The 22,208-nt window shown below is 75.4% G+C and carries 29 protein-coding genes; 25 read left to right on the top strand and 4 right to left on the bottom strand.

Annotated elements, in window-relative coordinates; translation table 11 throughout:
* Positions 1-8: 8 nt before the first annotated feature.
* From AB0I11_RS09455 to AB0I11_RS09400, 12 genes are all read left to right on the top strand, one after another.
* Positions 9-755: a YggS family pyridoxal phosphate-dependent enzyme gene (locus AB0I11_RS09455; RefSeq protein WP_357316052.1), complete on the top strand. Its 747-nt coding sequence runs from the start codon at positions 9-11 to the stop codon at positions 753-755.
* 198 nt (positions 756-953) lie between these two features.
* Positions 954-1,649: a cell division protein SepF gene (gene sepF, locus AB0I11_RS09450; protein WP_357316048.1), complete on the top strand. Its 696-nt coding sequence runs from the start codon at positions 954-956 to the stop codon at positions 1,647-1,649.
* A gap of 28 nt (positions 1,650-1,677) precedes the next feature.
* Positions 1,678-1,983, top strand: coding sequence for a YggT family protein (locus tag AB0I11_RS09445; RefSeq protein WP_357316045.1), 306 nt, complete (start codon positions 1,678-1,680; stop codon positions 1,981-1,983).
* A 41-nt stretch (positions 1,984-2,024) separates the two neighbouring features.
* The gene (locus AB0I11_RS09440; RefSeq protein ID WP_357316041.1) at positions 2,025-2,828 is read left to right on the top strand and encodes a DivIVA domain-containing protein; all 804 of its coding nucleotides are present in this window, start codon (positions 2,025-2,027) and stop codon (positions 2,826-2,828) included.
* Between the two features lie 75 nt (positions 2,829-2,903).
* Positions 2,904-3,560, top strand: a complete 657-nt coding sequence (locus tag AB0I11_RS09435) for a hypothetical protein (protein ID WP_357316039.1) — start codon at positions 2,904-2,906, stop codon at positions 3,558-3,560.
* Positions 3,557-3,859, top strand: a complete 303-nt coding sequence (locus AB0I11_RS09430) for a DUF167 domain-containing protein (protein ID WP_357316036.1) — start codon at positions 3,557-3,559, stop codon at positions 3,857-3,859. The genes AB0I11_RS09435 and AB0I11_RS09430 overlap by 4 nt, the downstream gene beginning before the upstream one ends.
* 22 nt (positions 3,860-3,881) lie before the next feature.
* Positions 3,882-5,381, top strand: a complete 1,500-nt coding sequence (locus AB0I11_RS09425; RefSeq protein ID WP_357316033.1) for a potassium/proton antiporter — start codon at positions 3,882-3,884, stop codon at positions 5,379-5,381.
* A gap of 224 nt (positions 5,382-5,605) precedes the next feature.
* Positions 5,606-6,025: a TraR/DksA C4-type zinc finger protein gene (locus AB0I11_RS09420; RefSeq protein ID WP_046569752.1), complete on the top strand. Its 420-nt coding sequence runs from the start codon at positions 5,606-5,608 to the stop codon at positions 6,023-6,025.
* A 68-nt stretch (positions 6,026-6,093) separates the two neighbouring features.
* The gene (gene lspA / locus AB0I11_RS09415; RefSeq protein ID WP_357316028.1) at positions 6,094-6,696 is read left to right on the top strand and encodes a signal peptidase II; all 603 of its coding nucleotides are present in this window, start codon (positions 6,094-6,096) and stop codon (positions 6,694-6,696) included.
* The gene (locus AB0I11_RS09410; RefSeq protein WP_357316025.1) at positions 6,693-7,637 is read left to right on the top strand and encodes an RluA family pseudouridine synthase; all 945 of its coding nucleotides are present in this window, start codon (positions 6,693-6,695) and stop codon (positions 7,635-7,637) included. The genes lspA and AB0I11_RS09410 overlap by 4 nt, the downstream gene beginning before the upstream one ends.
* A gap of 12 nt (positions 7,638-7,649) precedes the next feature.
* The gene (locus AB0I11_RS09405) at positions 7,650-8,531 is read left to right on the top strand and encodes a hypothetical protein (RefSeq protein ID WP_357316019.1); all 882 of its coding nucleotides are present in this window, start codon (positions 7,650-7,652) and stop codon (positions 8,529-8,531) included.
* 140 nt (positions 8,532-8,671) lie between these two features.
* Positions 8,672-10,111, top strand: coding sequence for an ATPase (locus tag AB0I11_RS09400; protein ID WP_357316016.1), 1,440 nt, complete (start codon positions 8,672-8,674; stop codon positions 10,109-10,111).
* 80 nt (positions 10,112-10,191) lie between these two features.
* Here the strand turns inward: AB0I11_RS09400 and AB0I11_RS09395 are convergent, their stop codons facing one another.
* Complete coding sequence (locus tag AB0I11_RS09395) at positions 10,192-10,752, bottom strand: hypothetical protein (protein ID WP_357316613.1); 561 nt, start codon at positions 10,750-10,752, stop codon at positions 10,192-10,194.
* Here AB0I11_RS09395 and AB0I11_RS09390 point away from each other — a divergent pair.
* On the top strand, positions 10,738-11,613 hold the full coding sequence (locus tag AB0I11_RS09390) for a DUF2567 domain-containing protein (RefSeq protein ID WP_357316568.1): 876 nt from the start codon (positions 10,738-10,740) through the stop codon (positions 11,611-11,613). The two genes, AB0I11_RS09395 and AB0I11_RS09390, sit on opposite strands and share 15 nt — an antisense overlap.
* Here the strand turns inward: AB0I11_RS09390 and AB0I11_RS09385 are convergent.
* Positions 11,579-12,280, bottom strand: coding sequence for an LON peptidase substrate-binding domain-containing protein (locus tag AB0I11_RS09385; protein ID WP_357316013.1), 702 nt, complete (start codon positions 12,278-12,280; stop codon positions 11,579-11,581). The two genes, AB0I11_RS09390 and AB0I11_RS09385, sit on opposite strands and share 35 nt — an antisense overlap.
* A 106-nt stretch (positions 12,281-12,386) precedes the next feature.
* On the opposite strand from AB0I11_RS09385, the gene hisD reads away from it, so the two are divergent.
* The 12 genes from hisD (at position 12,387) to hisF (ending at position 20,837) form a co-directional block, all read left to right on the top strand.
* Positions 12,387-13,709, top strand: a complete 1,323-nt coding sequence (gene hisD, locus AB0I11_RS09380; protein WP_357316010.1) for a histidinol dehydrogenase — start codon at positions 12,387-12,389, stop codon at positions 13,707-13,709.
* A gap of 61 nt (positions 13,710-13,770) precedes the next feature.
* Positions 13,771-14,841, top strand: coding sequence for a histidinol-phosphate transaminase (locus AB0I11_RS09375; protein ID WP_357316007.1), 1,071 nt, complete (start codon positions 13,771-13,773; stop codon positions 14,839-14,841).
* Positions 14,842-14,896: 55 nt separating this feature from the next.
* Positions 14,897-15,508: an imidazoleglycerol-phosphate dehydratase HisB gene (gene hisB / locus AB0I11_RS09370; protein WP_046569734.1), complete on the top strand. Its 612-nt coding sequence runs from the start codon at positions 14,897-14,899 to the stop codon at positions 15,506-15,508.
* A 118-nt stretch (positions 15,509-15,626) separates the two neighbouring features.
* A complete protein-coding gene (locus AB0I11_RS09365) occupies positions 15,627-15,797 on the top strand; it encodes a hypothetical protein (protein ID WP_357316002.1) in 171 nt (56 codons plus the stop codon).
* A 58-nt stretch (positions 15,798-15,855) separates the two neighbouring features.
* Positions 15,856-16,479 (top strand): imidazole glycerol phosphate synthase subunit HisH, encoded by a 624-nt coding sequence (gene hisH, locus AB0I11_RS09360; protein WP_357315998.1) that lies wholly within the window; start codon positions 15,856-15,858, stop codon positions 16,477-16,479.
* A 7-nt stretch (positions 16,480-16,486) separates the two neighbouring features.
* On the top strand, positions 16,487-16,810 hold the full coding sequence (locus tag AB0I11_RS09355) for a hypothetical protein (RefSeq protein ID WP_357315995.1): 324 nt from the start codon (positions 16,487-16,489) through the stop codon (positions 16,808-16,810).
* A 15-nt stretch (positions 16,811-16,825) separates the two neighbouring features.
* Positions 16,826-17,554 carry a bifunctional 1-(5-phosphoribosyl)-5-((5-phosphoribosylamino)methylideneamino)imidazole-4-carboxamide isomerase/phosphoribosylanthranilate isomerase PriA gene (gene priA / locus AB0I11_RS09350; protein WP_357315992.1) on the top strand — a complete coding sequence of 243 codons (729 nt, stop codon included), beginning with the start codon at positions 16,826-16,828 and terminating at the stop codon, positions 17,552-17,554.
* Positions 17,551-17,982, top strand: coding sequence for a RidA family protein (locus tag AB0I11_RS09345; protein ID WP_357315989.1), 432 nt, complete (start codon positions 17,551-17,553; stop codon positions 17,980-17,982). Before priA ends, AB0I11_RS09345 begins: the two co-directional genes overlap by 4 nt.
* Before the next feature lie 81 nt (positions 17,983-18,063).
* A complete protein-coding gene (locus AB0I11_RS09340) occupies positions 18,064-18,510 on the top strand; it encodes a MarR family transcriptional regulator (protein WP_357315986.1) in 447 nt (148 codons plus the stop codon).
* Between the two features lie 5 nt (positions 18,511-18,515).
* The gene (locus AB0I11_RS09335; RefSeq protein ID WP_357316565.1) at positions 18,516-18,941 is read left to right on the top strand and encodes an organic hydroperoxide resistance protein; all 426 of its coding nucleotides are present in this window, start codon (positions 18,516-18,518) and stop codon (positions 18,939-18,941) included.
* Positions 18,938-19,936: an NADP-dependent oxidoreductase gene (locus tag AB0I11_RS09330; protein ID WP_357315983.1), complete on the top strand. Its 999-nt coding sequence runs from the start codon at positions 18,938-18,940 to the stop codon at positions 19,934-19,936. Before AB0I11_RS09335 ends, AB0I11_RS09330 begins: the two co-directional genes overlap by 4 nt.
* A 133-nt stretch (positions 19,937-20,069) precedes the next feature.
* The gene (gene hisF / locus AB0I11_RS09325; protein WP_357315980.1) at positions 20,070-20,837 is read left to right on the top strand and encodes an imidazole glycerol phosphate synthase subunit HisF; all 768 of its coding nucleotides are present in this window, start codon (positions 20,070-20,072) and stop codon (positions 20,835-20,837) included.
* Positions 20,838-20,899: 62 nt separating this feature from the next.
* Here the strand turns inward: hisF and AB0I11_RS09320 are convergent, their stop codons facing one another.
* Positions 20,900-21,361, bottom strand: coding sequence for a hypothetical protein (locus AB0I11_RS09320; RefSeq protein ID WP_357315977.1), 462 nt, complete (start codon positions 21,359-21,361; stop codon positions 20,900-20,902).
* Positions 21,362-21,525: 164 nt separating this feature from the next.
* On the bottom strand, positions 21,526-22,203 hold the full coding sequence (locus AB0I11_RS09315) for a hypothetical protein (RefSeq protein WP_357315975.1): 678 nt from the start codon (positions 22,201-22,203) through the stop codon (positions 21,526-21,528).
* Positions 22,204-22,208: the final 5 nt, after the last annotated feature.

The raw sequence follows: 22,208 nt of genomic DNA, 5'->3' as shown, positions 1-22,208 counted from the left end.
CGGCGCCGATGACCGACACACCAGGCGCGGTGCGACCGGACCGGCGCGCCGAGCTCGCGGCCGGGCTGGCCCAGGTCCGGGCCCGGATCGCGGACGCCTGCGCGGCCGCCGGCCGGGACCGGGGCGAGGTCACCCTGATCGCGGTGACCAAGACGTATCCGGCCGGCGACGTGGTGGCGCTCACCAGGCTCGGGGTGACCGACGTGGGGGAGAACCGGGACCAGGAGGCCGCCCCGAAGGCGGCCGAGGCGGCGGCGGCCGGGGCCACGCCGCGCTGGCACTTCATCGGGCAGTTGCAGCGCAACAAGGCCCGCTCGGTGGTCCGGTACGCCGACGTGGTCCAGTCGGTGGGCAGCGTCCGGCTGGCCGCCGCCCTGGACGCCGCCGCGGCGGCCGTCCGGGACCGGCCGCTGGACGTGCTGGTGCAGGTGAGCATCGACGGCGACCCGGCGCGGGGCGGGGCACTGCCCGGCGCCGGGGATCCGGACCGCGGGCTGGATCCGGTGGCCGAGGCGGTGGCGGGCTCGGCCGGGCTGCGGCTGGCCGGCCTGATGGCGGTGGCGCCGTTGGGCTGGGAGCCGGAGCGGGCCTTCGCCCGGCTGGCCGAGGTGGCGGAGCGGTTCCGGGCCGGGCATCCGGGCGCGACCGTGTTGTCGGCCGGGATGAGTGGGGATCTGGAAAGCGCGATCGGGTACGGCGCGACACATGTCCGCGTCGGCAGCGCGTTGCTCGGAATGCGCCCCACGCTGCGGTAGCCTGACCGCGAAAGAAGCAAATTACATCAGTGTTGTTCAGGACGGCGTTTCCCGTAGCCGGGGGCCGTGGCGGGCGGACCGCGAAACCGCCCGTCGGGGGATTGCCGATCCGGTCCGGTGGGCATTGCGTTGTCCACTCGTGATCAAAGCGACACGGCACGGGGGCGCGTGCCGCACGGCGGACGGAAGGGCGCGGGGATGGGTGCACTGCGCAAGGCGGGGGTCTGGCTCGGACTCGTCGAGGAGGATGACGAGCGGGCGTACGACGACGCTGCCTACGACAAGGGCGGCTACCGCGAGTCGCGCTACCGGTCCAGCCGGTACGCGGAGGAGTTCGCCGACGACGAGGACGAGGAGTCCGAGGAGCCGCCGGCGACCCGTGGCCGGGCGGGTGACCGGGGCCGGCTGAGCGAGCGCGCCTCGAGCCGCGCCGTCGACACCGAGCGGGCCGACCACGACCGTCCGGAGCGGACCGAGCGCTCCAGCGTGCGGTCGATCACCCGGTCGGGTGGTGGGGAGTCGTCCGGCGCGCTGACGTACCACACCCGGGACAACCTGGCCCTGGCGCCGCAGGTGCAGCCGCGGGAGCGGGTCGCCGCGCCGGAGGACGAGCAGCGCTACCAGATCACCACGCTGCACCCGACCACGTACCGGGAGGCGCGCACCATCGGTGAGCACTTCCGGGACGGCGTGCCGGTGATCATCAACCTCACCGAGATGGATGAGGCGGACGCGCGCCGGCTGGTGGACTTCGCCGCCGGACTCGCGTTCGGGCTGCGCGGTACGATCGAGCGCGTGACCAACCGGGTGTTCCTGCTCTCACCGGCCAATGTCCAGGTCACCGCGGAGGACAAGGCCAAGATCGCTGAGGGCGGCTTTTTCAGCCTGAGCTAGCCCGCACGACCGAGGGGCGTCGCCTGCCGTGTTGTCGATCCTGTTCCAGGTGCTCTACCTGGTCCTCTACCTGTTCCTGCTTGTGCTGTTGGCCCGATTTGTCCTCAGCGCCGTCCTGGCCTACGGACGGCGCTGGCAACCCGGGCGCGGAGCATCGGCCGGATTGGAAGTGGTGTGGAGCGTCACTGATCCGCCCCTGCGCGCGTTGAGGCGTGTGATTCCACCACTGCGAATTGGTAGCGTGAGCATCGACCTGGCCTCTCTTGTGCTCCTGGTTATCCTGTTCGTGCTGATGGAGTTCGTGTTAGGGCAGCTGATCCAGGCGTTTGCCTGATCAGGCTGCTTTCGCGGCCGCAACTGACCCGAGGAGTTTCGATGCCGCTGACCCCGGCCGACGTCCACAACGTCGCCTTCAAAAAGCCACCGATCGGCAAGCGGGGCTATGACGAGGAGGAGGTCGACGCTTTCCTGGACGAGGTCGAGCGCGAGCTCGCCCGTCTCATCGAGGAGAACAACGAGCTGCGCGCCCAGGTGGAGCGTGGCGGTCGGGGTGGCGCGCCCGCCGGCCCCGGCGGCGACGCCCGGCTCGCGGCGGAGCTCAACGACGTCAAGGCCCAGCTCGACCGGGTGCAGCGCGACAAGGCGGCCGCCGAGCAGGCGGCCCGCGCGATGCAGGCCGAGCTGGAGCAGGTCCGCACCCAGGGCGTCCCGGCCGCCGGCACCGACGGCGAGCAGCAGGCGCTGCGGGTGCTCATGATGGCCCAGCGCACCGCCGACGACCACGTGTCCGACGCCCGCCGCGAGGCCGACCAGCTCCTCTCCGAGGCCCGTTCCAAGGCCGAGGAGGTCACCCGGGAGGCCCGCGCCAAGGCCGACGCCCTCGAGCGGGACGCCCGCCAGCGGCACCAGGAGGCGATGGGCGGCCTGGACGCCAAGCGCACCGCGCTGCAGAAGCACATCGAGGAGCTCAAGCAGTTCGAGCGCGAGTACCGCACCCGGCTCAAGGCGTACCTGGAGAGCCAGCTGCGTGACCTCGACGGTCGCGGCCAGGGCCTCGAGGTCGAGATGAACCGCGAGGGCAACCGTGCCGCCGGTGGCAGCAACGGCCTCGCCGCCGCCGGCCTCGCCGGCTCCTACGGCGGCGGCGGTCGCGCCGGCTCGCTCGAGTCCGGCCGCTGATCCCGCCCGTCGGCGGCCGCCCCCGGGCGGCCGCCGGCACGGCGCAGACCGACACGAGGCGGCGAGGGGTGGGCCGTGATAGTCGCCAGCATCCTGCTCATCGTCGTGGCGGTCGTGCTCCTGGTGGCCGGGCTGGCCGGTGGCTCCAGCCCGCTGCTGATCACCTCCATCGCGGCCAGCGTGCTGGCCGCTGTGGCCCTCGTCGCGGTTGCCCGCCAGGCGGCCGCCACCCGGGCCACGACCGGCCGGTCCGGCCGGCCGGCCGAGCGCACCGGTCCCGGCGACTCCGGGTACGGCCCTCCGCCGGGGGAGCCGGAGATCCCGGTCCAGCACATGCCGTCGACGGTCGGCACCGGCACGTCGGGGTGGCGGCAACCACCCGAGGCGCCGGAGTCGGCGTACTCCCCGCGCGAGTCGGTCCTCGACGACGCCGGCCCGGCGTCGGACGCCCCGGCGCCCACCTCGCCGGCCGCCGGGGGCGGGTTCGACGGCGAGCCACCCGCGCAGCCGCTCTCGCCGGCACAGGCCGAACGCCTGGCCGAGGTCTTCGCCGACGTCCAGGTGGTCGACGGCCACCCGCGGTTCCACCTGCCCGACTGCCCGCACCTGATCGGCCGCGACGACGAGCCGTTGCCGGTCGGCGAGGCGGTGCAGCTCGGCTTCACCCCGTGTGCCGACTGCGCGCCGGCCACCGCGCTGCTGCCCGACCCGCCGCGGGACCGGTCCTGGTGACCGGGGAGCCGCTCACCGTCGCCGTCCGGGTGAAGCCCGGCGCATCCCGGGCCCGGGTCGGTGGCCGCTTCGACGGTCCACACGGGCCGGCCCTGGTGATCGCCGTGCACGCGCCCGCGGTGGACGGGCGGGCCACCGAGGCGGCCCGCCGGGCGCTGGCCGACGCCCTGGGCGTCCGGCCGGCGGCGGTCTCGCTGCGCGCCGGCGCGGCCAGCCGCGACAAACTCTTCCTGGTCGAGCCGGCGGCGCCCGGGGCGCCCGAGGCGCTGCGCCGGCTGCGCGACGGATCGGCCGAGTGAGGTCCGCGCGGGCCGGTAACCGATGACGGCCGGGCTCGACGTCGCGCTGCTGGTCGGCGCGGCCGTGCTGCTCGTGGCCGTGGGCGCGGTGCGCTTCTCCACCCGCCTCGGCGTGCCGAGTCTCCTGGTCTACCTGGCGCTCGGGGTGGCCATCGGCGAAGGCGGGCTGGGCATCCGCTTCGACGACGTCGAACTGACCCGGGTGCTCGGCTTCTGCGCGCTGATCGTGATCATCGCCGAGGGCGGGTTGAGCGCCCGGTGGAGCACGCTGCGCCCGGTGCTCGGCATGGCGGCCGCGCTCTCCACCGTCGGCGTGGTGGTCAGCATCGTGGTGGTCGGGGTGGTGGTGCACCTGCTGCTCGGCCTCGACTGGCGGCTGGCGCTGCTCTACGGCGCGGTGCTCTCCTCCACCGACGCGGCGGCGGTCTTCGCCACCCTGCGCCGGCTGCGGCTGCCACCACGGCTGGTGGCCACCCTGGAGGCCGAGTCGGGCATCAACGACGCCCCGGTGGTGATCCTGGTGCTGCTGCTGTCCCGGGACGTCACCGCCCACCCGTGGTGGTACGAGGTCGCCCTGGTCAGTTACGAGCTTGGCGTCGGGGCAGCCGTCGGGGTGGCCGCCGGCATCACCGGCCGGTACGCGCTGCGCCGCGCCGCGCTGCCCTCGGCCGGGCTCTACCCGATCGCGGTGGTCGGCTTCACGGTGCTGGCGTACGCGGCCGGCTCGGTGCTGCACGCCTCCGGCTTCCTCGCCGTCTACGTCGCCGGGGTGCTGCTCGGCAACGCCCGGCTCCCGCACCGGCAGGCCATCCTCGGCTTCGCCGACGGGCTGGCCTGGTTGGCCCAGATCGGGCTCTTCGTGCTGCTGGGCCTGCTGGTGTCGCCGAGCCGGCTGGACGCCGCCCTGCTGCCGGCCGTGGTGACCGGGCTGGCCCTGCTGCTGCTGGCCCGCCCGCTGTCGGTCATGGTCTCCGCGCTGCCGTTCCGGTTCGGGCTGCGCGAGCAGCTCTTCCTCTCCTGGGCGGGGCTGCGCGGGGCGGTGCCGATCGTGCTGGCCACCATCCCGCTCTCGTTGCGGGTGCCGGGCGCGGACCGGCTCTTCGACGCGGTCTTCGTGCTGGTGGTGATCTTCACGCTGCTGCAGGCCGGGACGCTCGCCCCGGCGGCCCGCCGGCTCCGGGTGACCGCGCCCGCCGAAGCCGCCGAGATCCGGGTCGACACCGCGCCGCTGGAGCGGATGCGCGCCGACCTGCTCCAGGTCGAGGTGCCGCCGGGCTCCCGGCTGGGCGGTGTGCACGTGGACGAGCTGCGGCTGCCGGTGGGCGCCTCGGTGACCCTGGTGCTGCGCGACGGCACCGGCTTCGTGCCCGGCCTCGACACCCGGCTGAAGGTGGGGGACAGCCTGCTCATCGTGGCCACCGCCGAGGTGCGCGACGAGGCGGAGCGGCGGTTGCGCGCGGTGAGCCGCCGGGGTCGGTTGGCCCGCTGGTTTGGCGAGTACGGCGAGGATCAGGACGCCTGATCTGCTAGCGTTCCTTTTGCCCCAATTGGTGGCTGTTCGGGGCTGAAAAACGGTGCGACGGTGCGGCACGTTGTCGGACGCCTGTACGTTCCGTATTCTTGCCACCCTCCGGAGTGCACGGCCGTCCATGCCGTGCGCCCGTTCCGTACATGGGGACCGCCCCGGCAGGTGACCCCTGCCCGGGCACCGCCGACCGCCGCGGCATGCGGCCGAGGGAGCTGACGATGGCGAAGCCAGCCGACACCAAGACCGCCGGCCGAAAGCCGGTGGCGAAGGCCACCCGCAGCGCGGCGGAGACCGAGAAGATCCGGGCCGCCCTGGCGGCACGGCGGGACGAGCTGAATGCCGAGTACGATCAGACGCTGAGCGAGATCACCGAGCTGCAGCGCGATCGGCTGACCGACTCGGCCGGGGACGACCAGGCCGACACCGGCACCAAGACGTTCGAGCGGGAGCAGGAGATCTCTCTCGCGAACAGCATCAAGGAGCGGATCACGCAGGTCGAGCGCGCCCTCGAGCGACTCGACGAGGGCGGGTACGGCTGGTGCGAGCGGTGCGGCAACCCGATTCCGGTGGAGCGGCTCGCCGCGTTCCCGTCGGCCACCCTCTGCGTGACCTGCAAGCAGCTGGAGGAGCGGCGCTGACGTCCGCTCCCCGGCGGCCGTACGGCAGACGGTGAGGCCCACCGTCGGAGAGCGTCGATGGGGAGCAGATGACCGCAGCACCGCCCGCCGGGTCCGGCACCGTGGAATCGGGTGGCCGTACCCCCCGCCGTAAGGCGGTCGGGATCCTTCTCGGCGTCGCCGTGGTCGCGCTCCTCGCCGACCTGGCCACCAAGCAGCTCGCCCTCAACACGCTCAGCGGCCGGGGTCCGCTGTCCCTGCTCGGCGGCGCGGTCTATCTCACCCTGACCCGCAACAGCGGTGCGGCGTGGAGCATCGGCTCCGACCACACCTGGGTGTTCCCGCTGATCACCATCGGCGTGGTCGGCTGGATCGCCTGGATGGCGCTGCGCCTGCGGTCGCTGCCGTGGGCCGTCTCGCTCGGGCTGGTGCTCGGCGGCGCCCTGGGCAACCTGACCGACCGGATCTTCCGCGCGCCCGGCCACTTCGTCGGCCACGTGGTCGACATGGTCAGCCTCTTCGACCCGTACGGGCAGGTCTGGCCGGTGTTCAACCTGGCCGACAGCTCGCTGGTCTGCGGCGTGCTGCTGGCGATCTTCCTGGAGCTGACCGGCCGGCAGCGGGACGGCTCCCGGGCCGCCGCCGAGCAGCCGGCCGGCGACGCGCCGGCCGACCGGCGGGAGGCCGCGTGACCGCCGCCTTCGCCGCCGGCGGCGACCACCGCTCCCTGCCCGTGCCCGACGGTCTCGACGGGCTGCGCCTGGACCAGGCCGTGTCCCGGCTCTTCGGGCTCTCCCGCACCGCCGCGGCCGGCCTGGTCGACGCCGGGGACGCGCTGGTCGACGGGGTCGCCCGGCCCAACTCGCACAAGGTCAAGGCGGGCTCCTGGCTGGAGGTGACGCTGCCCGCGCCGGCCGCCCCGCCGACCGTGGTGCCGCAGGCCGTGCCGGGGCTGACCGTGGTCTACGCCGACGACGACATCGTGGTGGTGGACAAGCCGGTCGGGGTGGCCGCCCACCCCAGCCCCGGCTGGACCGGCCCCACGGTGATCGGCGGGCTGGCCGGGATCGGCCACCGGATCTCCACCAGCGGGGCCGCCGAACGGCAGGGCGTGGTGCACCGGCTCGACGTGGGCACCACCGGGATCATGGCGGTGGCCAAGAGCGAGCAGGCGTACACCGCGTTGAAGCGCGCCTTCAAGTACCGCGAGGTGGAGAAGCGCTACCACGCCGTGGTGCAGGGCCACCCGGACCCGCTGCGCGGCACCATCGACGCGCCGATCGACCGGCACCCGCACCACGACTACCGCTGGGCGGTGGTCTCCGGCGGCAAGCCGAGCATCACCCACTACGACACCATCGAGGCGTTCCCGTCGGCCAGCCTGCTCGACGTACGGCTGGAGACCGGCCGGACCCATCAGATCCGGGTGCACTTCTCCACGCTGCGGCACCCCTGCGTGGGCGACCTGACCTACGGCGCCGACCCGACCCTCTCGGCCCGGCTCGGGCTGGCCCGGCAGTGGCTGCACGCCCGCTCGCTGAGCTTCGTGCACCCGCGCACCGGCGAGGAGGTCACCTTCGTCAGCGAGTACCCGGACGACCTGGCCCGGGCGCTGGAGATCCTGCGCGACTGACCGGCCCGGCCGATGACCCGCAACCCGCCGCCCCCCGAGCCGCCGGCGCGCCCGCCCCGGCGCCCCGCCGCGCTCACCTGGATCGCGCTGGCCTGCGCGTTCGCCGTGCTGCTGGTCGCGGTCGCGCAGCGGCGGGACGCGCCGAGCGGCGACCGCACCGTGGGCGAGGTGACCCGGGTCGGCGTGGCCGACGGCGGCTCGGTCCCGGACTACCTGCGGGCCGCGGCGGCCGAGCTGACCGGGCTCGCCGCCCCGGCCACCCCCGGACCGGGCGACTACGCCCTGGTCTCGTTCGGCACGTACCTGACACCCGCCCGGGCGGCCGCCGCGCTCGGCGACACCCCGGTCGCCGCGGTGCTGGCCCGGGTGCCGCTGGCCGGCCGGCAGACCGAGATCGTCCGGATCGCCGCCCTGCGGCTGCCCGACGACGTGGTCGCCGGGATGGCCGAGGTGGCCACCCGCAAGGACCGGGAGGCCGCCGACTACCGGGCCCGCGCCGCCGCCCCGGCGGCCTCCGCCGATCCCGAGGCGGGCCGGGTGTACGCGACCGGCGCCGCGGTCGCGGCCCGCGAGGCGGCCGCCTACCGGGCCGGCTGCGCCTGCGTGTACGCGGCCGTGGTGCGGGCCGCCCCGGACGCGCTGCGGGCCCTCACCGGCCGGCCCGGCGTACGGGCGGTCGACCCGGCGCCCGAGGTGACCCGGCTGGACCGCGCGGTGTTCACCCCGCCGCTGCCCGAGCAGCGGGACGTGGCCCGGCCCCCGGTCGACACCGGGCTGGCCGCCCCGGCAGTGGGCGATTCGTCGGAAGCCGCACCGACGGTGAGCGGATTCTCACGCACCCCCGGCGCGGCGTCGACCGGCCGCGACCGGCCGAATCCGGCTCCCACCTCCTGAGACATGCCTGCTCGGGGCCGGCCACCCGGGTCGCCGGTGCGCAGACCCCCCGGGGGATGTGCGGATAGGGGTGTGGTCCGAATAGGGTTTCGTTCGTAGCCTGTCAGGCGTAGATCGATGGGCTGGGGGAGGACGGAGCCTTGGACGGCAGCGAGACCGGCTGGGGTCGGCAAACTGAGCCGGCACCGCGGTGGCGGGCGCTGTTGGACCGGGCCCGGCTCGGCGGCCGCGGCGCGGAGCACAGCGACGCCGAGCGGCACCCCGACGAGGCCCCACCAGGCCCACCCACCGCGCCGCTGCCCCGGCGGCCCGCCGGCAGCGGCTGGACCGGCCGGGCGTCGGCCGCCCCGCCCGGCGAGCTGCCGTACGACGCCGAGCCGGCGTACCGGGTCGAGGCCAGCTACCGGGTCGAGCCGGCCTACCGGGTCGAACCCGGGTACGCCGGGGAACCGGCCTACCGGGCCGAGCCGGCCTACCGCCCGGAACCGGAACACCGCCCCGAACCGACCTGGCGGGCCGAGCCGGCGTACCGGGCCGAGCCGGCGCCGCCGGAGCCGCGCGGTCGGGCCACCGCCCCGGTCGAGTCCCGCTACTCGCTGCTCGACGACGGCGGCTACCGGCCCGAGCCGCCGCCCCCGGTCGAGTCCCGGTACGCGCTGCTGGAGCGCGGCCGCTACCGGCCGGCCGAACCGTCCTATCCGGAGCCGGCCACCCCCACCCCGGGCTACCCGGCCGCGGCCCGGGTCGAGTGGCGCGCCCCCGAACCGGACGCCGAGCTGGAGCGGGCCACCGGCGTGCTCCGCCGCGAGCTGGGCGCCCCCCGGGTGCTCGCCTTCGCCAACCCCAAGGGCGGCGTACACAAGACCACCGCCACCGTGCTCGGCGCGGCCACCGTCGGCAGCGTGCGCGGGCGGGGCGTGCTCGCCTGGGACGACAACGAGCTGCGCGGCACCCTCGGGCTGCGCGCCGGCAGCGCCCGGCACGCCCGCACCATCCGGCACCTGGTCCAGGATCTCGCCCAGATCGAGATCCTCGAGGGCAACACGCTGCTGTCCCACCTCGACGACTACCTGCGGCACGCCTCCGACGGCTCCTACGACGTGCTCGCCGGCGAGGAGAGCCCGCGCTTCGCCCAGCGGCTGGACCAGTTCACCGTCAAGCGGGTGCTGGAGTTGCTGCGGCGTACCCACGAGGTGGTCTGCGTGGACACCGGCAACAACGTGGAGAGCGCCAACTGGCGTACCGTCATGCAGGCCGCCGACCAGCTCGTGGTGACCACCGTGCCGCGCGAGGACGCCGCGTTCAGCGCGGACTGGATGCTCGACCTGCTGCACGAGGTGGGCATGGGTGAGCTGGCCGACAACGCGGTCACCCTGATCTCCTGCCCGACGCCGGGGCGCAGCCCGCTCCAGGACGACCTGGAGCGGCACTTCGCCACCCGGACCCGGGCCGTCGCCGTGGTGCCGTACGACCCGGCGTTGGAGACCGGCTCCTCGATCGAGTACCACCAGCTCCAGGCGGAGACCCGGGAGGCGTGGCTGAAGGCGGCCGCCGTGATGCTGGAACCCTTCACCCGCTGACCCCGCTGACCCCGCTGACCCGCTGACCCCGCTGTGGCCGCCCGCCGCCCGCCGCCGCCGGGGGGGGGGGGCCGGCGTGATCAACTCCGCTTGCGGCAAATCGGGGTATCCGTCCCGCCCGAAGCCACGACCTGCCGCAACCCGCGCCGCGCCCCGCCCGGGACGCCACCGTCCGCGCCGACGCCGCCACCGCGGCCCCGAGGCGGGCGCTCGCCTGAGAGGATCACCGGGTGAGTCCGGACACCCCTGATCCCGAGCGGGCCGCCGACCGTACCGGCGGACCCGGTGCCGCTGATCGTGCCGCCGCGCCGGGCGAGACTGACCGAGCCGGCGGGACCGACGCCGTCGACCGTGCCGCGCCGGGCGTGGCTGACCGTGCCGCCGCGCCGGGACCCGCTGCGCCGGGCGCCGGTGACCGAGCCGGCGGGACCGACGCCGTCGATCGTGCCGCGCCGGGTGCCGCTGACCGTGCCGCCGCGCCGGGCGGGACTGACCGTGCCGCTGCGCCGGGACCCGCTGCGCCGGGTGCCGCTGACCGTGCCGGCGGGGCCGACGCCGCTGCCCGTGTCGGCGCGCCGGGCGAGACCGACCGTGCCGCGGCGCCCGGTGCCGCCGCGCGGCCCGAGCTGTCGCCGGGGCACGGCCCGGCGGCCGAGCGGCCCGGGTCCGCGTCGGCCGAGCTGCCCGGCTGGCCGGCCGGCCTGCCGGTGGCCGCCGGCACCCCGGTGACCGCGCCCGGTGCCGATCCGCTCGCCGGCCATCCCGGGGTCGCCGGCCTGGTGCCCGGGGCGCCGACCGCCACCCGCCGGACCGGCCGGCTGCGGGCGGTCGCCACCACCGTCGTGGCCGCGCTGCTGGTGAGCGTGCTCGGGGCGCCGCTGGGGCTGCTCTGGGCGGCCGTCGCGCCGGACACCCCGGTACGCAAGACCGCCGAGGGCGCGGTCTATGCCACCAGCCAGCCCGAGCAGCCGATCGCCGCCGACGGCTGGTTCAGCCTGCTCGGCCTCGGCTTCGGGGTGCTCGTCGCGATCGCGCTCTGGATCCTGCTGCGCCGCCGGCGCGGCCCGGTCGGCCTGTTCGCCGGGGTGCTGGGCGGGCTCGGCGCGGCCGTACTGGCCTGGCAGGCCGGCCGCCGGATCGGGCTCGGCACCTACCAGCGGCTGCTGGCCGGCGCGCCGGCCGGGACGGACTTCACCAAGCCGGCCGACCTGCGCGCCGGCGGCGTGGACTGGTATTTCGGGCTGCTTCCCGTGCCGCACGGCGACCTGCTGCTGGCCGCGTTCGGCGCGGCCGTGATGTACACCCTGCTGGCCGGCTGGTCGCGGTGGCCGTCGCTGCGGCCGGAGCCGGCGGCCGGCTGGCCACCCCCCGACCCGGACCCGGCGGCCGGCTGGCCACCCCCCGGTCCGGACCCGGCGGCCGGCTGGCCGCCGCCCGGCCCGGACCCGGCCGCGGGGTGGCCCGGGATCAGTTCGGGGCCGGAGGACCGGCCAGCTCACTGAGCGGTACCGGCACCGCCCGCACGTGGCGCAGCAGCGCCGTCTCCCGGTGCAGCAGCCGCAGCTCGGCGCGGAGCCGGGCGGCGGTGTCGTCGATGGCGAGCAGCCGCTGCCGGTCGTCGACGGTCAGCGCCGCGGTCGCGGCGACCAGGTGCGAGAGCACGGTCGGGTCCTCCGGCAGCTGCTCGGAGATCTCCTGCGGGTCGGGCCGGACCAGGCCGAGGTACTGCCGGAACACCGAGATCACCCGGGCGGCCAGCAGGCCGGCGCCCTCGTCCGGACCGGCCGGCTCGGGCAGCCATTCCACCGCGGCGGTCAGGTAGGGCGCGGCGTCGGAGTCCACGTCGGCGATCCGGAACCGCCGCCGCCCCACGGTCACGATGTCGAACCCGCCGTCGGCCAGCTCGGTGACCTGCCGCAGCTCGGCGGTGCAGCCCACCTCGTGCAGGGTCACCTCGCCGTCGAGCGCCGGCCGGCCCGGCGACCCGGCGGGGGCGACCTCCCAGCCGGCCCGGATCGCCACCACCCCGAACTCCCGGGTCGCGCCCTCCGGCAGGCCGACCAGGTGGCGCACCAGCGCCCGGTAGCGCTCCTCGAAGATGTGCAGCGGGAGGACCAACCCGGGGAACAGGACCGTCCCCAGCGGGAACACCGGCAGCCGTGCGGTCACGTGATCGAGGGTATCCCGCGCGCGCCGTGCGGGCGTGTCCCGGCTCACCGTCCCGCCGTGCGGGCGGCGTGGGCGGCGCCGGCGGCGGGCCGCCTAGACTCCAAGGGTGCTGAACCGGATCGACCTGCGCGGCGGGTTCCGTGACCCGCGCCACCTGCTGCCCCGTGCCCAGCTCGACGTCTCCGTGGCCGTCGAGCGGATCCGCCCGCTCGTGGAGGCGGTCCGGGAGCATGGGTACCCGGCGATCCGCGAGGCGAGCGAACGGTTCGACGGCGTCTCCCCGGAGCGCCTGCGGGTGCCGGCCGAGACGATCCGGGCCGCCGAGGGCAGCCTCGATCCGCAGGTCCGGGCCGCGCTGCTGGAGTCGATCACCCGGGCCCGCCGGGTGCACGCCGACCAGCGGCGCACCGACCACACCACCCAGGTGGTGCCGGGCGGCACGGTGACCGAGCGTTGGGTGCCGGTCGACCGGGTCGGTCTCTACGTCCCCGGTGGCCTGGCCATGTACCCGTCGACCGTGGTGATGAACGTGGTCCCCGCCCAGGCGGCAGGGGTGCGCTCGCTGGTGGTGGTCAGCCCGCCGCAGAAGGAGAACGGCGGCCTGCCCGACCAGCGGGTCCTCGCCGCCTGCGCGCTGCTCGGCGTCGACGAGGTGTACGCCGTCGGCGGCGCCCAGGCGGTGGCCATGCTGGCGTACGGCGCCGACGTCGACCCGGACGGCGCGGAGCGCTGCGAGCCGGTCGACATGATCACCGGTCCGGGCAACATCTGGGTCACCGCCGCCAAGCGGCTGCTGCGCGGCGTGGTCGGCATCGACGCCGAGGCCGGCCCCACCGAGATCGCCATCCTGGCCGACGACACCGCCGACCCGGTGCACGTGGCCGCCGACCTGATCAGCCAGGCCGAGCACGACCCGCTCGCCGCCAGCGTGCTGGTCACCCCGTCGGTGGCGCTCGCCGACGCGGTCGACGTCGAGCTGGCCCGGCAGGTGCCGGCCGCCAAGCACGCCGAGCGGATCGGCACCGCACTGGGCGGCGAGCAGAGCGGCGTGGTCCTCGTCGACGACCTCAAGGCGGGGCTGCGGGTGGTCGACGCGTACGCGGCCGAGCACCTGGAGATCCAGACCGTGGACGCCCGCGAGTGGGCGCTGCGGGTCCGCAACGCCGGGGCGATCTTCGTGGGCGCGTGGTCGCCGGTGTCGCTCGGTGACTACTGCGCCGGCTCCAACCACGTGCTGCCCACCGGCGGCTGCGCCCGACACTCCTCGGGGCTGTCGGTGCAGTCCTTCCTGCGCGGCATCCACCTGGTGGAATACAGCCAGGAGGCGCTGCGTGAGGTGGCCCCGCACGTGGTCACCCTGGCCGGGGTCGAGGACCTGCCGGCGCACGGCCAGGCGGTCAGCGCGCGCTTCCCGGGGGCCGGCTCGTGACGGGGCGTACCCGCCGGCCCGGCCCGCCGCCGGGCGTCCTCGACCGGAGCGAGGTGGCGGCATGACCGCGCTGGACGACCTGCCGATCCGGGACGACCTGCGGGGCCTGACGCCGTACGGGGCGCCGCAGCTGGACGTGCCGGTCCGGTTGAACACCAACGAGAACTCCTACCCGGTGCCGGAGCCGGTGGTGGAGGCGATCGGCAAGGCCCTCTCCGCCGAGCTGCGCGACCTCAACCGCTACCCGGACCGCGACGCCGTGGCGCTCCGCGCCGACCTGGCGGAATACCTCGGCCACGGGCTCACCGTCGACCAGGTCTGGGCGGCCAACGGCTCCAACGAGATCCAGCAGCAGCTGCTCCAGGCGTTCGGCGGGCCGGGCCGCACCGCGCTCGGCTTCACCCCGGCGTACTCGATGCATCCGCTGCTGGCGCTCGGCACCGGCACCGGCTGGATCCCGGCCGCCCGCGACGCCGACTTCGGGCTGACCGCCGACGAGGCGGTGGCCCAGGTCCGGGCGCACCGGCCCGACGTGGTCTTCCTCTGCTCGCCGAACAACCCGACGGGCACCGCGCTCGACCCCACGGTGGTCGCCGCCGTGCTGGCCGAGGCGCCCGGCATGGTGATCGTGGACGAGGCGTACGCCGAGTTCGCCCGGCCGGGCACGGTCAGCGCGCTCGCCGTGCTGCCCGGCCATCCGCGGCTGGTGGTCACCCGCACCATGAGCAAGGCGTTCGGGTTCGCCGGCGGCCGGCTGGGCTATCTGGCCGCCGACCCGGCGGTGGTGGCCGCGGTGCAGCTGGTCCGGCTGCCGTACCACCTCTCCGCGCTCACCCAGGCCGCCGCGCGGGCGGCGCTGGCGCACCGGGAAGCCCTGCTCGGCACCGTCACCGCGATCATGCGGCAGCGGGACCGGATCGTGGCCGAGCTGCGCGCCCGCGGGCACCGGGTCGCCGACAGCGACGCCAACTTCGTCCTCTTCGAGGTCGGCGGCGACCAGGCTGCCGCCTGGCGTACCCTGCTCGACGCCGGTGTGCTGGTCCGCGACGTCGGCCTGCCCGGCTGGCTGCGGGTCACCGCCGGCACCCCCGCCGAGACCGATGCCTTCTTGTCCGCAATGGAGGAGCTGTAGTGGCAGCGCGAGGAGTGAGCTTGCGAGCCCCGCAGTCGCGACCGAAAGGCGAGCAATGAGCCGGACCGCCCGGGTGGAGCGGATCACCAAGGAGACCAAGGTCCTCGTCGAGATCGACCTCGACGGCACCGGCAAGGCCGACATCGAGACCGGCGTCGGTTTCTACGATCACATGCTGCACCAGATCGCCCGGCACGGCGGCTTCGACCTGACCGTGCACACCCTCGGCGACCTGGAGATCGACGCCCACCACACGATGGAGGACACCGCGCTGGCCCTGGGCGCCGCGTTCGACCAGGCGCTGGGGGACAAGGCCGGCATCCGGCGGTACGGCTCGGCCACCGTCCCGATGGACGAGGTGCTGGTCCGGGCCGCGGTCGACCTCTCCGGCCGGCCGTACGTGCTGCACGACGAGCCGGTGCTCGCGCCGTACATCGGGCCGGTCTACCCGACCAGCATGACCCGGCACATCTGGGAGTCGTTCGGCCAGGCGGCCCGGATCACCCTGCACGTGGATGTGTTGCGGGCGGCCCGGCCGGGCGGCCACCCGGACGCCCACCACGTGGTCGAGGCGCAGTTCAAGGCGGTCTCCCGGGCGCTGCGCGAGGCGACCGGGATCGACCCGCGCAACGCCGGCGCGATCCCCAGCACGAAGGGCGCGCTCTGATGAGCGCGAGGAGTGCAGCGCAGCGGAGCCCCGCAGTCGCGAATGAAGGAGGGGCTCTGATGAGCGCGAGGAGTGCAGCGCAGCGGAGCCCCGCGGTCGCTGACGGAGGTGAGCGCTGATGGCGCCGGTGCTGACCACGTTGCTGCTGATCCTGGCCGGGGTGCTGGTGGGTGGCACGTGGTCGCTGTACCGGCAGGGCGCGCCGCGGGCGGCCGTGGTGATCACCGGCCTGCTGGCCGTGCTGGCCACGGTCGGCGGGCTGCTCCGGCTGCTGCCCGGGGATGGCTGATGAGCGAGCGTGGTGGCCGGACCGCCGGTGCGGCCGGCGAGCGGAGCGGGGTGACCGGATGAGCCGGCGGGTGGTGGTGCTCGACTACGGCTCGGGCAACCTGCGTTCGGCCGAGCGGGCCCTGGCGCGCGCCGGCGCGGAGGTCACCGTGACCGACGACCTGACCGCGGCGGCCCGGGCGGACGGCCTGGTGGTGCCGGGCGTCGGCGCGTTCGCCGCGTGTATGGCCGGGATCGAGACGCTGGGCGCCGGCCCGGTCATCGCCGAGCGGGTGGCCGCCGGCCGCCCGGTCCTGGGCATCTGCGTCGGCATGCAGGTGCTCTTCGAGCACGGCGACGAGCACGGCGTGGTGACCAAGGGGCTCGGCCTGTTGCCGGGTGGCGTGACGAAGCTGCCGGCCGCCCGGCTGCCGCACATGGGCTGGAACACCGTCGACGCCCCGGCCGGCTCGGTGCTCTTCGCCGGCCTGCCGGCCGACGCCCGGTTCTACTTCGTCCATTCCTACGGGGTGACCGACCCGGCCGGGCTGGCCGCGGCCGGCGCCACCGTCACCACGGCGCAGCACGGCGCCGATTTTGTCGCCGGGGTGGAGCGGGGCGCGCTCTCGGCAGCCCAGTTCCACCCGGAGAAGTCGGCCGACACCGGGGCCGCGTTGCTGCGCAACTGGCTCGCCGCGCTGTGAGCGCGCGGTGAGCAAGGAGCGGGCCCGCCGCCGGGAGGCCCGCGAGGCCCGGTTGGCGGCCGAGCGGGCCGCTCGTGCCCGCCGGGAGGACCGGCGGGCACGCCGCCGGGCGCTGGCCCGCCGGTTGACGCCGGCGCTGCGGCGTGGCCGGACGGGACGGCTGCGCCGGCACAGCCGGGGGGAACGGGCCGCCATCGTGCTGCTCACCGCGGCGGCGCTGGCCGGCATCTGGAGTTTCGTCGACGACCTGGCGCTGCGTCTGGTGCTGGTCGTGCTGTTGCTGCTGGTCCTGCCGGCGATCGTGGTGATCGCGCTGGACCGTCGTACCTGATGCGAGGAGAGAACGTTGAGCTTGACCCTGTTACCCGCCGTGGACGTCGCTGACGGCCAGGCCGTCCGGCTCGTGCAGGGCGCCGCCGGCAGTGAGACCGCGTACGGCGACCCGCTGGAGGCCGCCCTCGCCTGGCAGGCGGACGGGGCCGAGTGGATCCACCTGGTCGACCTGGACGCCGCGTTCGGCCGGGGCAGCAACGCGCACCTGCTCGCCGAGGTGGTCCGGCAGCTCGACGTGCGGGTGGAGCTTTCCGGCGGCATCCGGGACGACGAGTCGTTGCAGGCCGCGCTGGGCACCGGGGCGGCCCGGGTCAACATCGGCACCGCCGCGCTGGAGGACCCGCAGTGGTGTGACCGGGTCTGCGGCGAGTACGGCGACCGGGTGGCGATCGGGCTGGACGTGCGGGGCCGTACCCTCTCCGCGCGCGGCTGGACCCGCGACGGCGGTGACCTGTACGAGGTGCTGGAGCGGCTGGAGAAGGCCGGCGCCGCGCGTTACGTGGTCACCGACATCACCAAGGACGGCACCATGCGCGGGCCCAACCTGGACCTGCTGCGCGAGGTCTGTTCGCGCACCGACGCCCCGGTGATCGCCTCCGGTGGCGTGTCCACCCTGGACGACCTGCGCGCCCTGGCCACCCTGGAGTCGATCGGGGTGGAGGGGGTCATCGCCGGCAAGGCGCTCTACGCGGGCGCGTTCACCGTCGCCGAGGCGCTGGCGACCCTGCGGGCCGGGGCGTGACCGCCGTCGCGGGCGGCGCCGCCGGGCCGGCGGACGCGATCGTGACCCGGCTCGGCTCCGGTGGCCCGTGGGAGGCGCGGTACGGCTACGCGCGGGTGGTGCGGGTCGGGAACCTGGCGATCACCGCCGGCTGCACGGCCACGGTGGACGGTCGGGTGGCGCACGTCGGGGACGCGGCGGCGCAGACCGCCCAGGCGCTGCGGATCGGCCTGGACGCGCTGGCCGAGGTGGGCGCGGAGCCGGGCGACGTGATCCGGACCCGGATGTACGTGACCGACCGGCTCTACGCCGACGAGGTGGGGCTGGCGCACAACGCGGTCTTCGGGGCGGTCCGTCCGGTGGCGACCATGGTGGTGGTGGCCGGCCTGATCGACCCCGATCACCTGGTGGAGGTCGAGCTGGAGGCGTACCTGCCGGACGGTCGCTGAGCCGGGCGGCGCCGGGTGGGGGAGGTCACTCCGCGCCCAGATTGGTTGTGCACAACTCGATTGCGCACTACCGTTCGTCGGGTGATCGATGACCTGGTGCTGCGCCGGCAGGTGTGCTTCGCCCTCTACGCGGCGTCGCGCGCCCTCACCGACGTCTACCGGCCCATCCTCGACGCGCACGGCCTGACCTACCCGCAGTACCTGGTGCTGCTCGTGCTCTGGGAGTGCGGCGACGACGCGCCCACCGTCTCCGAGCTGGGCAACCGGCTCCGGTTGGACTCCGGCACGCTCTCCCCGCTGCTCAAGCGGTTGGAGACGGCCGGCCTGGTGGCGCGGGTCCGGGCCGCGCGGGACGAGCGCCGGGTCGAGGTGCACCTCACCGGGGCGGGCCGGGCGCTGCGCGAGCGGATGGACGAGGTGCCCCGACGGGTGGCCCGCGCCACCGGCCTCACCGAGGCCGAGCTGGTCGCCCTGCGCGACACCCTCACCCGGGTCACCGAGACGATCCACCGACAGAAGGAGCAGTGACCACCATGCAGGTGCTCTACACCGCGTCCGCCCGGGCCACCGGCGACGGCCGCGACGGCCACGTCCGCACCTCCGACGACACGCTCGACCTCGACCTGGCGGTGCCGAAGGAGATGGGCGGCGCCGGCGGCGCGGCTAACCCCGAGCAGCTCTTCGCCGCCGGCTACGCGGCCTGCTTCCACTCGGCGCTGCGGCTGGTCGCCCGCCGGGCCAAGGCGGACGTCGCCGGCTCGGTCGTCGAGGCCGAGGTGGGCATCGGCCCGAACGGCGCCGGCGGCTTCGGCCTGGCCGTCACCCTCGTGGTGGACCTGCCCGCCGTCGAACGCGACGCCGCCGAGCGGCTGGTCGAGGCGGCCCACCAGGTCTGCCCGTACTCGAACGCGACCCGGGGCAACCTCGACGTCGCCCTGACGCTGCGGGAGACCCGATGAGCGGCAACCGGGAGATCCACCTGGCCTCCCGCCCGCAGGGCTGGCCGACCGCGGAGAACTTCCGGCTGGTCACCACCGAGGTGCCGACCCCCGGCCCCGGCCAGCTCGTGGTCCGCAACCGGTTCATCTCCGTCGACCCCTACATGCGCGGCCGAATGAACGACGTCAAGTCGTACGTGCCGCCGTTCGCGCTCGACGCCCCGCTCGACGGCGCCGCGGTCGGCGAGGTGCTGGCCAGCGAGGCCGAGGGCTTCGCCCCCGGCGACACCGTGCTGCACGGTCTCGGCTGGCGCGAGTACGCGCTGCTCGACGCCAGGGCCGCCCGGAAGATCGACCCGGACCTCGCGCCGGTCAGCGCGTACCTGAGCGTGCTGGGGATGACCGGGCTCACCGCGTACGCCGGGCTGCTCGACGTGGCCGCCATGCGGCCCGGCGAGACCGTCTTCGTCTCCGGCGCGGCCGGCGCGGTGGGCAGCATGGTGGGCCAGATCGCCAAGCTGCGCGGCGCGGGCCGGGTCATCGGCAGCGCTGGCTCGCCGGCCAAGGTCGAGCGGCTGCGGGCGCTCGGCTTCGACGCCGCCTTCGACTACCACGACGGCCCGGTGTACGGGCAGCTCAAGGCCGCCGCCCCGGACGGGATCGACGTGTACTTCGACAACGTCGGCGGCGAGCACCTGGAGGCCGCCATCGGGGCGATGAACCTGCACGGCCGGGCCGCGATCTGCGGCATGATCGCGCAGTACAACGCCACCGAGCCGCCCGCCGCCCCGCGCAACCTGGCCCTGCTGATCGGCAAGCGGCTGACCCTGCGCGGCTTCCTGGTCGGCGACCACAACCACCTGCGCGAGCAGTTCGTCCGGGAGACGGCGGACTGGCTGCGCGACGGGAAGCTCAGCTACGACGAGACCGTGGTCGACGGCATCGAGCACGCCCCGGAGGCGTTCCTCGGCATGCTGCGCGGCGAGAACCTGGGCAAGATGCTCGTCCGGGTGTGAGGAAAGGGCCCCCGCGCTCGCCGTCCGCGGCAGCGCCGGGGCCCCCGCCGTAGGCACCTGGCCCACCCGTCGGGGCGGTGGCCGGCCACACATGCCGGCCGCCGCCCCGCACCGATTGGATAGGCTTCCCGGCATGACCGTGGCGGTACGCGTGATCCCCTGCCTGGACGTGGATGCCGGGCGGGTGGTCAAGGGCGTCAACTTCCTCGACCTGCGCGACGCCGGCGACCCGGTGGAACTGGCCGCGGCGTACGACCGGGCCGGCGCGGACGAGCTCACCTTCCTCGACGTCACCGCCTCCGCCAGCGACCGCGGGACGATGCTCGACGTGGTCCGGCGTACCGCCGAGTCGGTCTTCATCCCGCTCACCGTGGGCGGCGGCGTCCGGCAGGTCGCCGACGTCGACACGCTGCTGCGCGCCGGGGCCGACAAGGTCGGGGTGAACACCGCCGCGATCGCCCGCCCCGAGCTGATCGCCGAGATCGCCGAGCGGTTCGGCCGCCAGGTGCTGGTGCTCTCCCTCGACGTGCGCCGCGCCCCGGCCGGCGGCACGCCCAGCGGCTTCGAGGTGACCACCCACGGCGGCCGGCGCGGCACCGGCCTCGACGCGGTGGAGTGGGCCCGGCGGGGGGCCGAGCTGGGCGCCGGGGAGATTCTGCTCAACTCGATGGACGCCGACGGCACCAAGGCCGGCTTCGACCTGCCGCTGATCCAGGCCGTGCGGGCCGTGGTGGACGTGCCGGTGATCGCCAGCGGCGGCGCCGGCCGGGTCGCGCACTTCCCGCCGGCCATCGGCGCGGGCGCCGACGCGGTGCTCGCGGCCAGCGTCTTCCACTTCGGCGAGCTCACCGTCGGCGAGGTCAAGGACGCGCTGCGCGGCGCGGGTCACCCGGTCCGCTGACCGCGCGTGCCGCGGCCTGGTGAACAGGCGGCGCGGCCGGGGCGGCGTCGGACCCGGGTGGGTCAGGGCCGGCCGGAGTGCCCCTCAGGGGAGCGGCGCGGCATCGGGATCGAGCGGACCGCGTACTCCTGCACGGCGGCGGCGTGGTCGTCCTCGTCGAGGCACCAGTCGGCCTCACCGGGGCTGTGCCGCCGGGTGAGCACGCCCTGCACCGTGTCCACCATGGTCCCGTAGCCGGCGCTGGGCCGGCTGCGCCACAGCTGCTCGCCGTCCGGCGTGATCCGGAACCAGCCGTCCGAGACGCTGACCAGGCCGGCTCCGACCAGCCGGCGGACGGCGCTCTCCACCTCGTGCCGCTCGGGGATGGCCCGGTTGAGATGGTCGGCCGTGGAGAGGACGTCGGCCAGCCGGACCCCCTCGGGCCGCCGGGTGGTGGCCGAGCGTCGGTGCCGTCCGGCTCCGCTCGCGATCACCAGCGAGACGAAGATCCAGGCGTCGGTCCAGCGCCATCCGTTCTCCGTCATGAACGAATGATGCCCGGCGTTGACGGCGGAGAAAACACCTGGTTTCACCCCGGGACGTCACCGCAGCTCACCGGGGGTGCCTGCCGTCCCATCCGGTGGCGTTCGGCCCGCCGTCGGTCACCGAGCGTGGCGATCGCCGGAAATGGCGGCGAGGCCCGCGACGATCAGGCCGCCTCGCCGGCCGGCCGGGTGGCCCGGCCCAGCACGGGCTGCCCGGCGGTGGGCCCGGTCGGCTCCGGCGGCACCGCGAAGAGCGGGATGAACCGCTGGGCGAGCGGCCCGATGGCCAGCGCGTACGCCACGGTGCCGACGCCGACGGTGCCGCCGAGCAGCCAGCCGAGCGCGAGCACGGTGACCTCGATGGCGGTGCGGACCAGCCGGATCGAACGGCCGGGGCGGCGGGCCACGTACCCGGTCATCAGGCCGTCGCGCGGGCCGGGCCCGAGGGCCGCGCCCAGGTAGAGCCCGGTGGCCGCGCCGTTGGCGACGATCGCCACGACCAGCAGGCCGATCCGGACCGGCAGCCCGCCGCCGGCGGGCAGCAGGGCCAGGGTGGCATCCACCACGAGGCCGATCACCACCACGTTGCTGACCGTGCCGAGCCCGGGGCGTTGCCGCAGCGGGATCCAGAGCAGCAGGACCAGGGCGCCGACCGCGATGGTGACGGTGCCGATGGTGAGGCCGGTCTGGCGGGCCAGCCCCTGGTGGAAGACGTCCCACGGGTCGAGGCCGAGGCCGGACCGGACCATCAGCGCCATGCTGACGCCGTACAGGACGAGCCCGGCGTAGAGCTGGGTCAGCCGCCGGACCGGCCGGTACCGCAGATTGCCAATCGGTGCCATGCATG

The sequence above is a fragment of the Micromonospora sp. NPDC050495 genome (genome assembly GCF_040655175.1).
Taxonomy (GTDB): domain Bacteria; phylum Actinomycetota; class Actinomycetes; order Mycobacteriales; family Micromonosporaceae; genus Micromonospora.
This window is presented reverse-complemented; position numbering and strand designations above follow the sequence as displayed.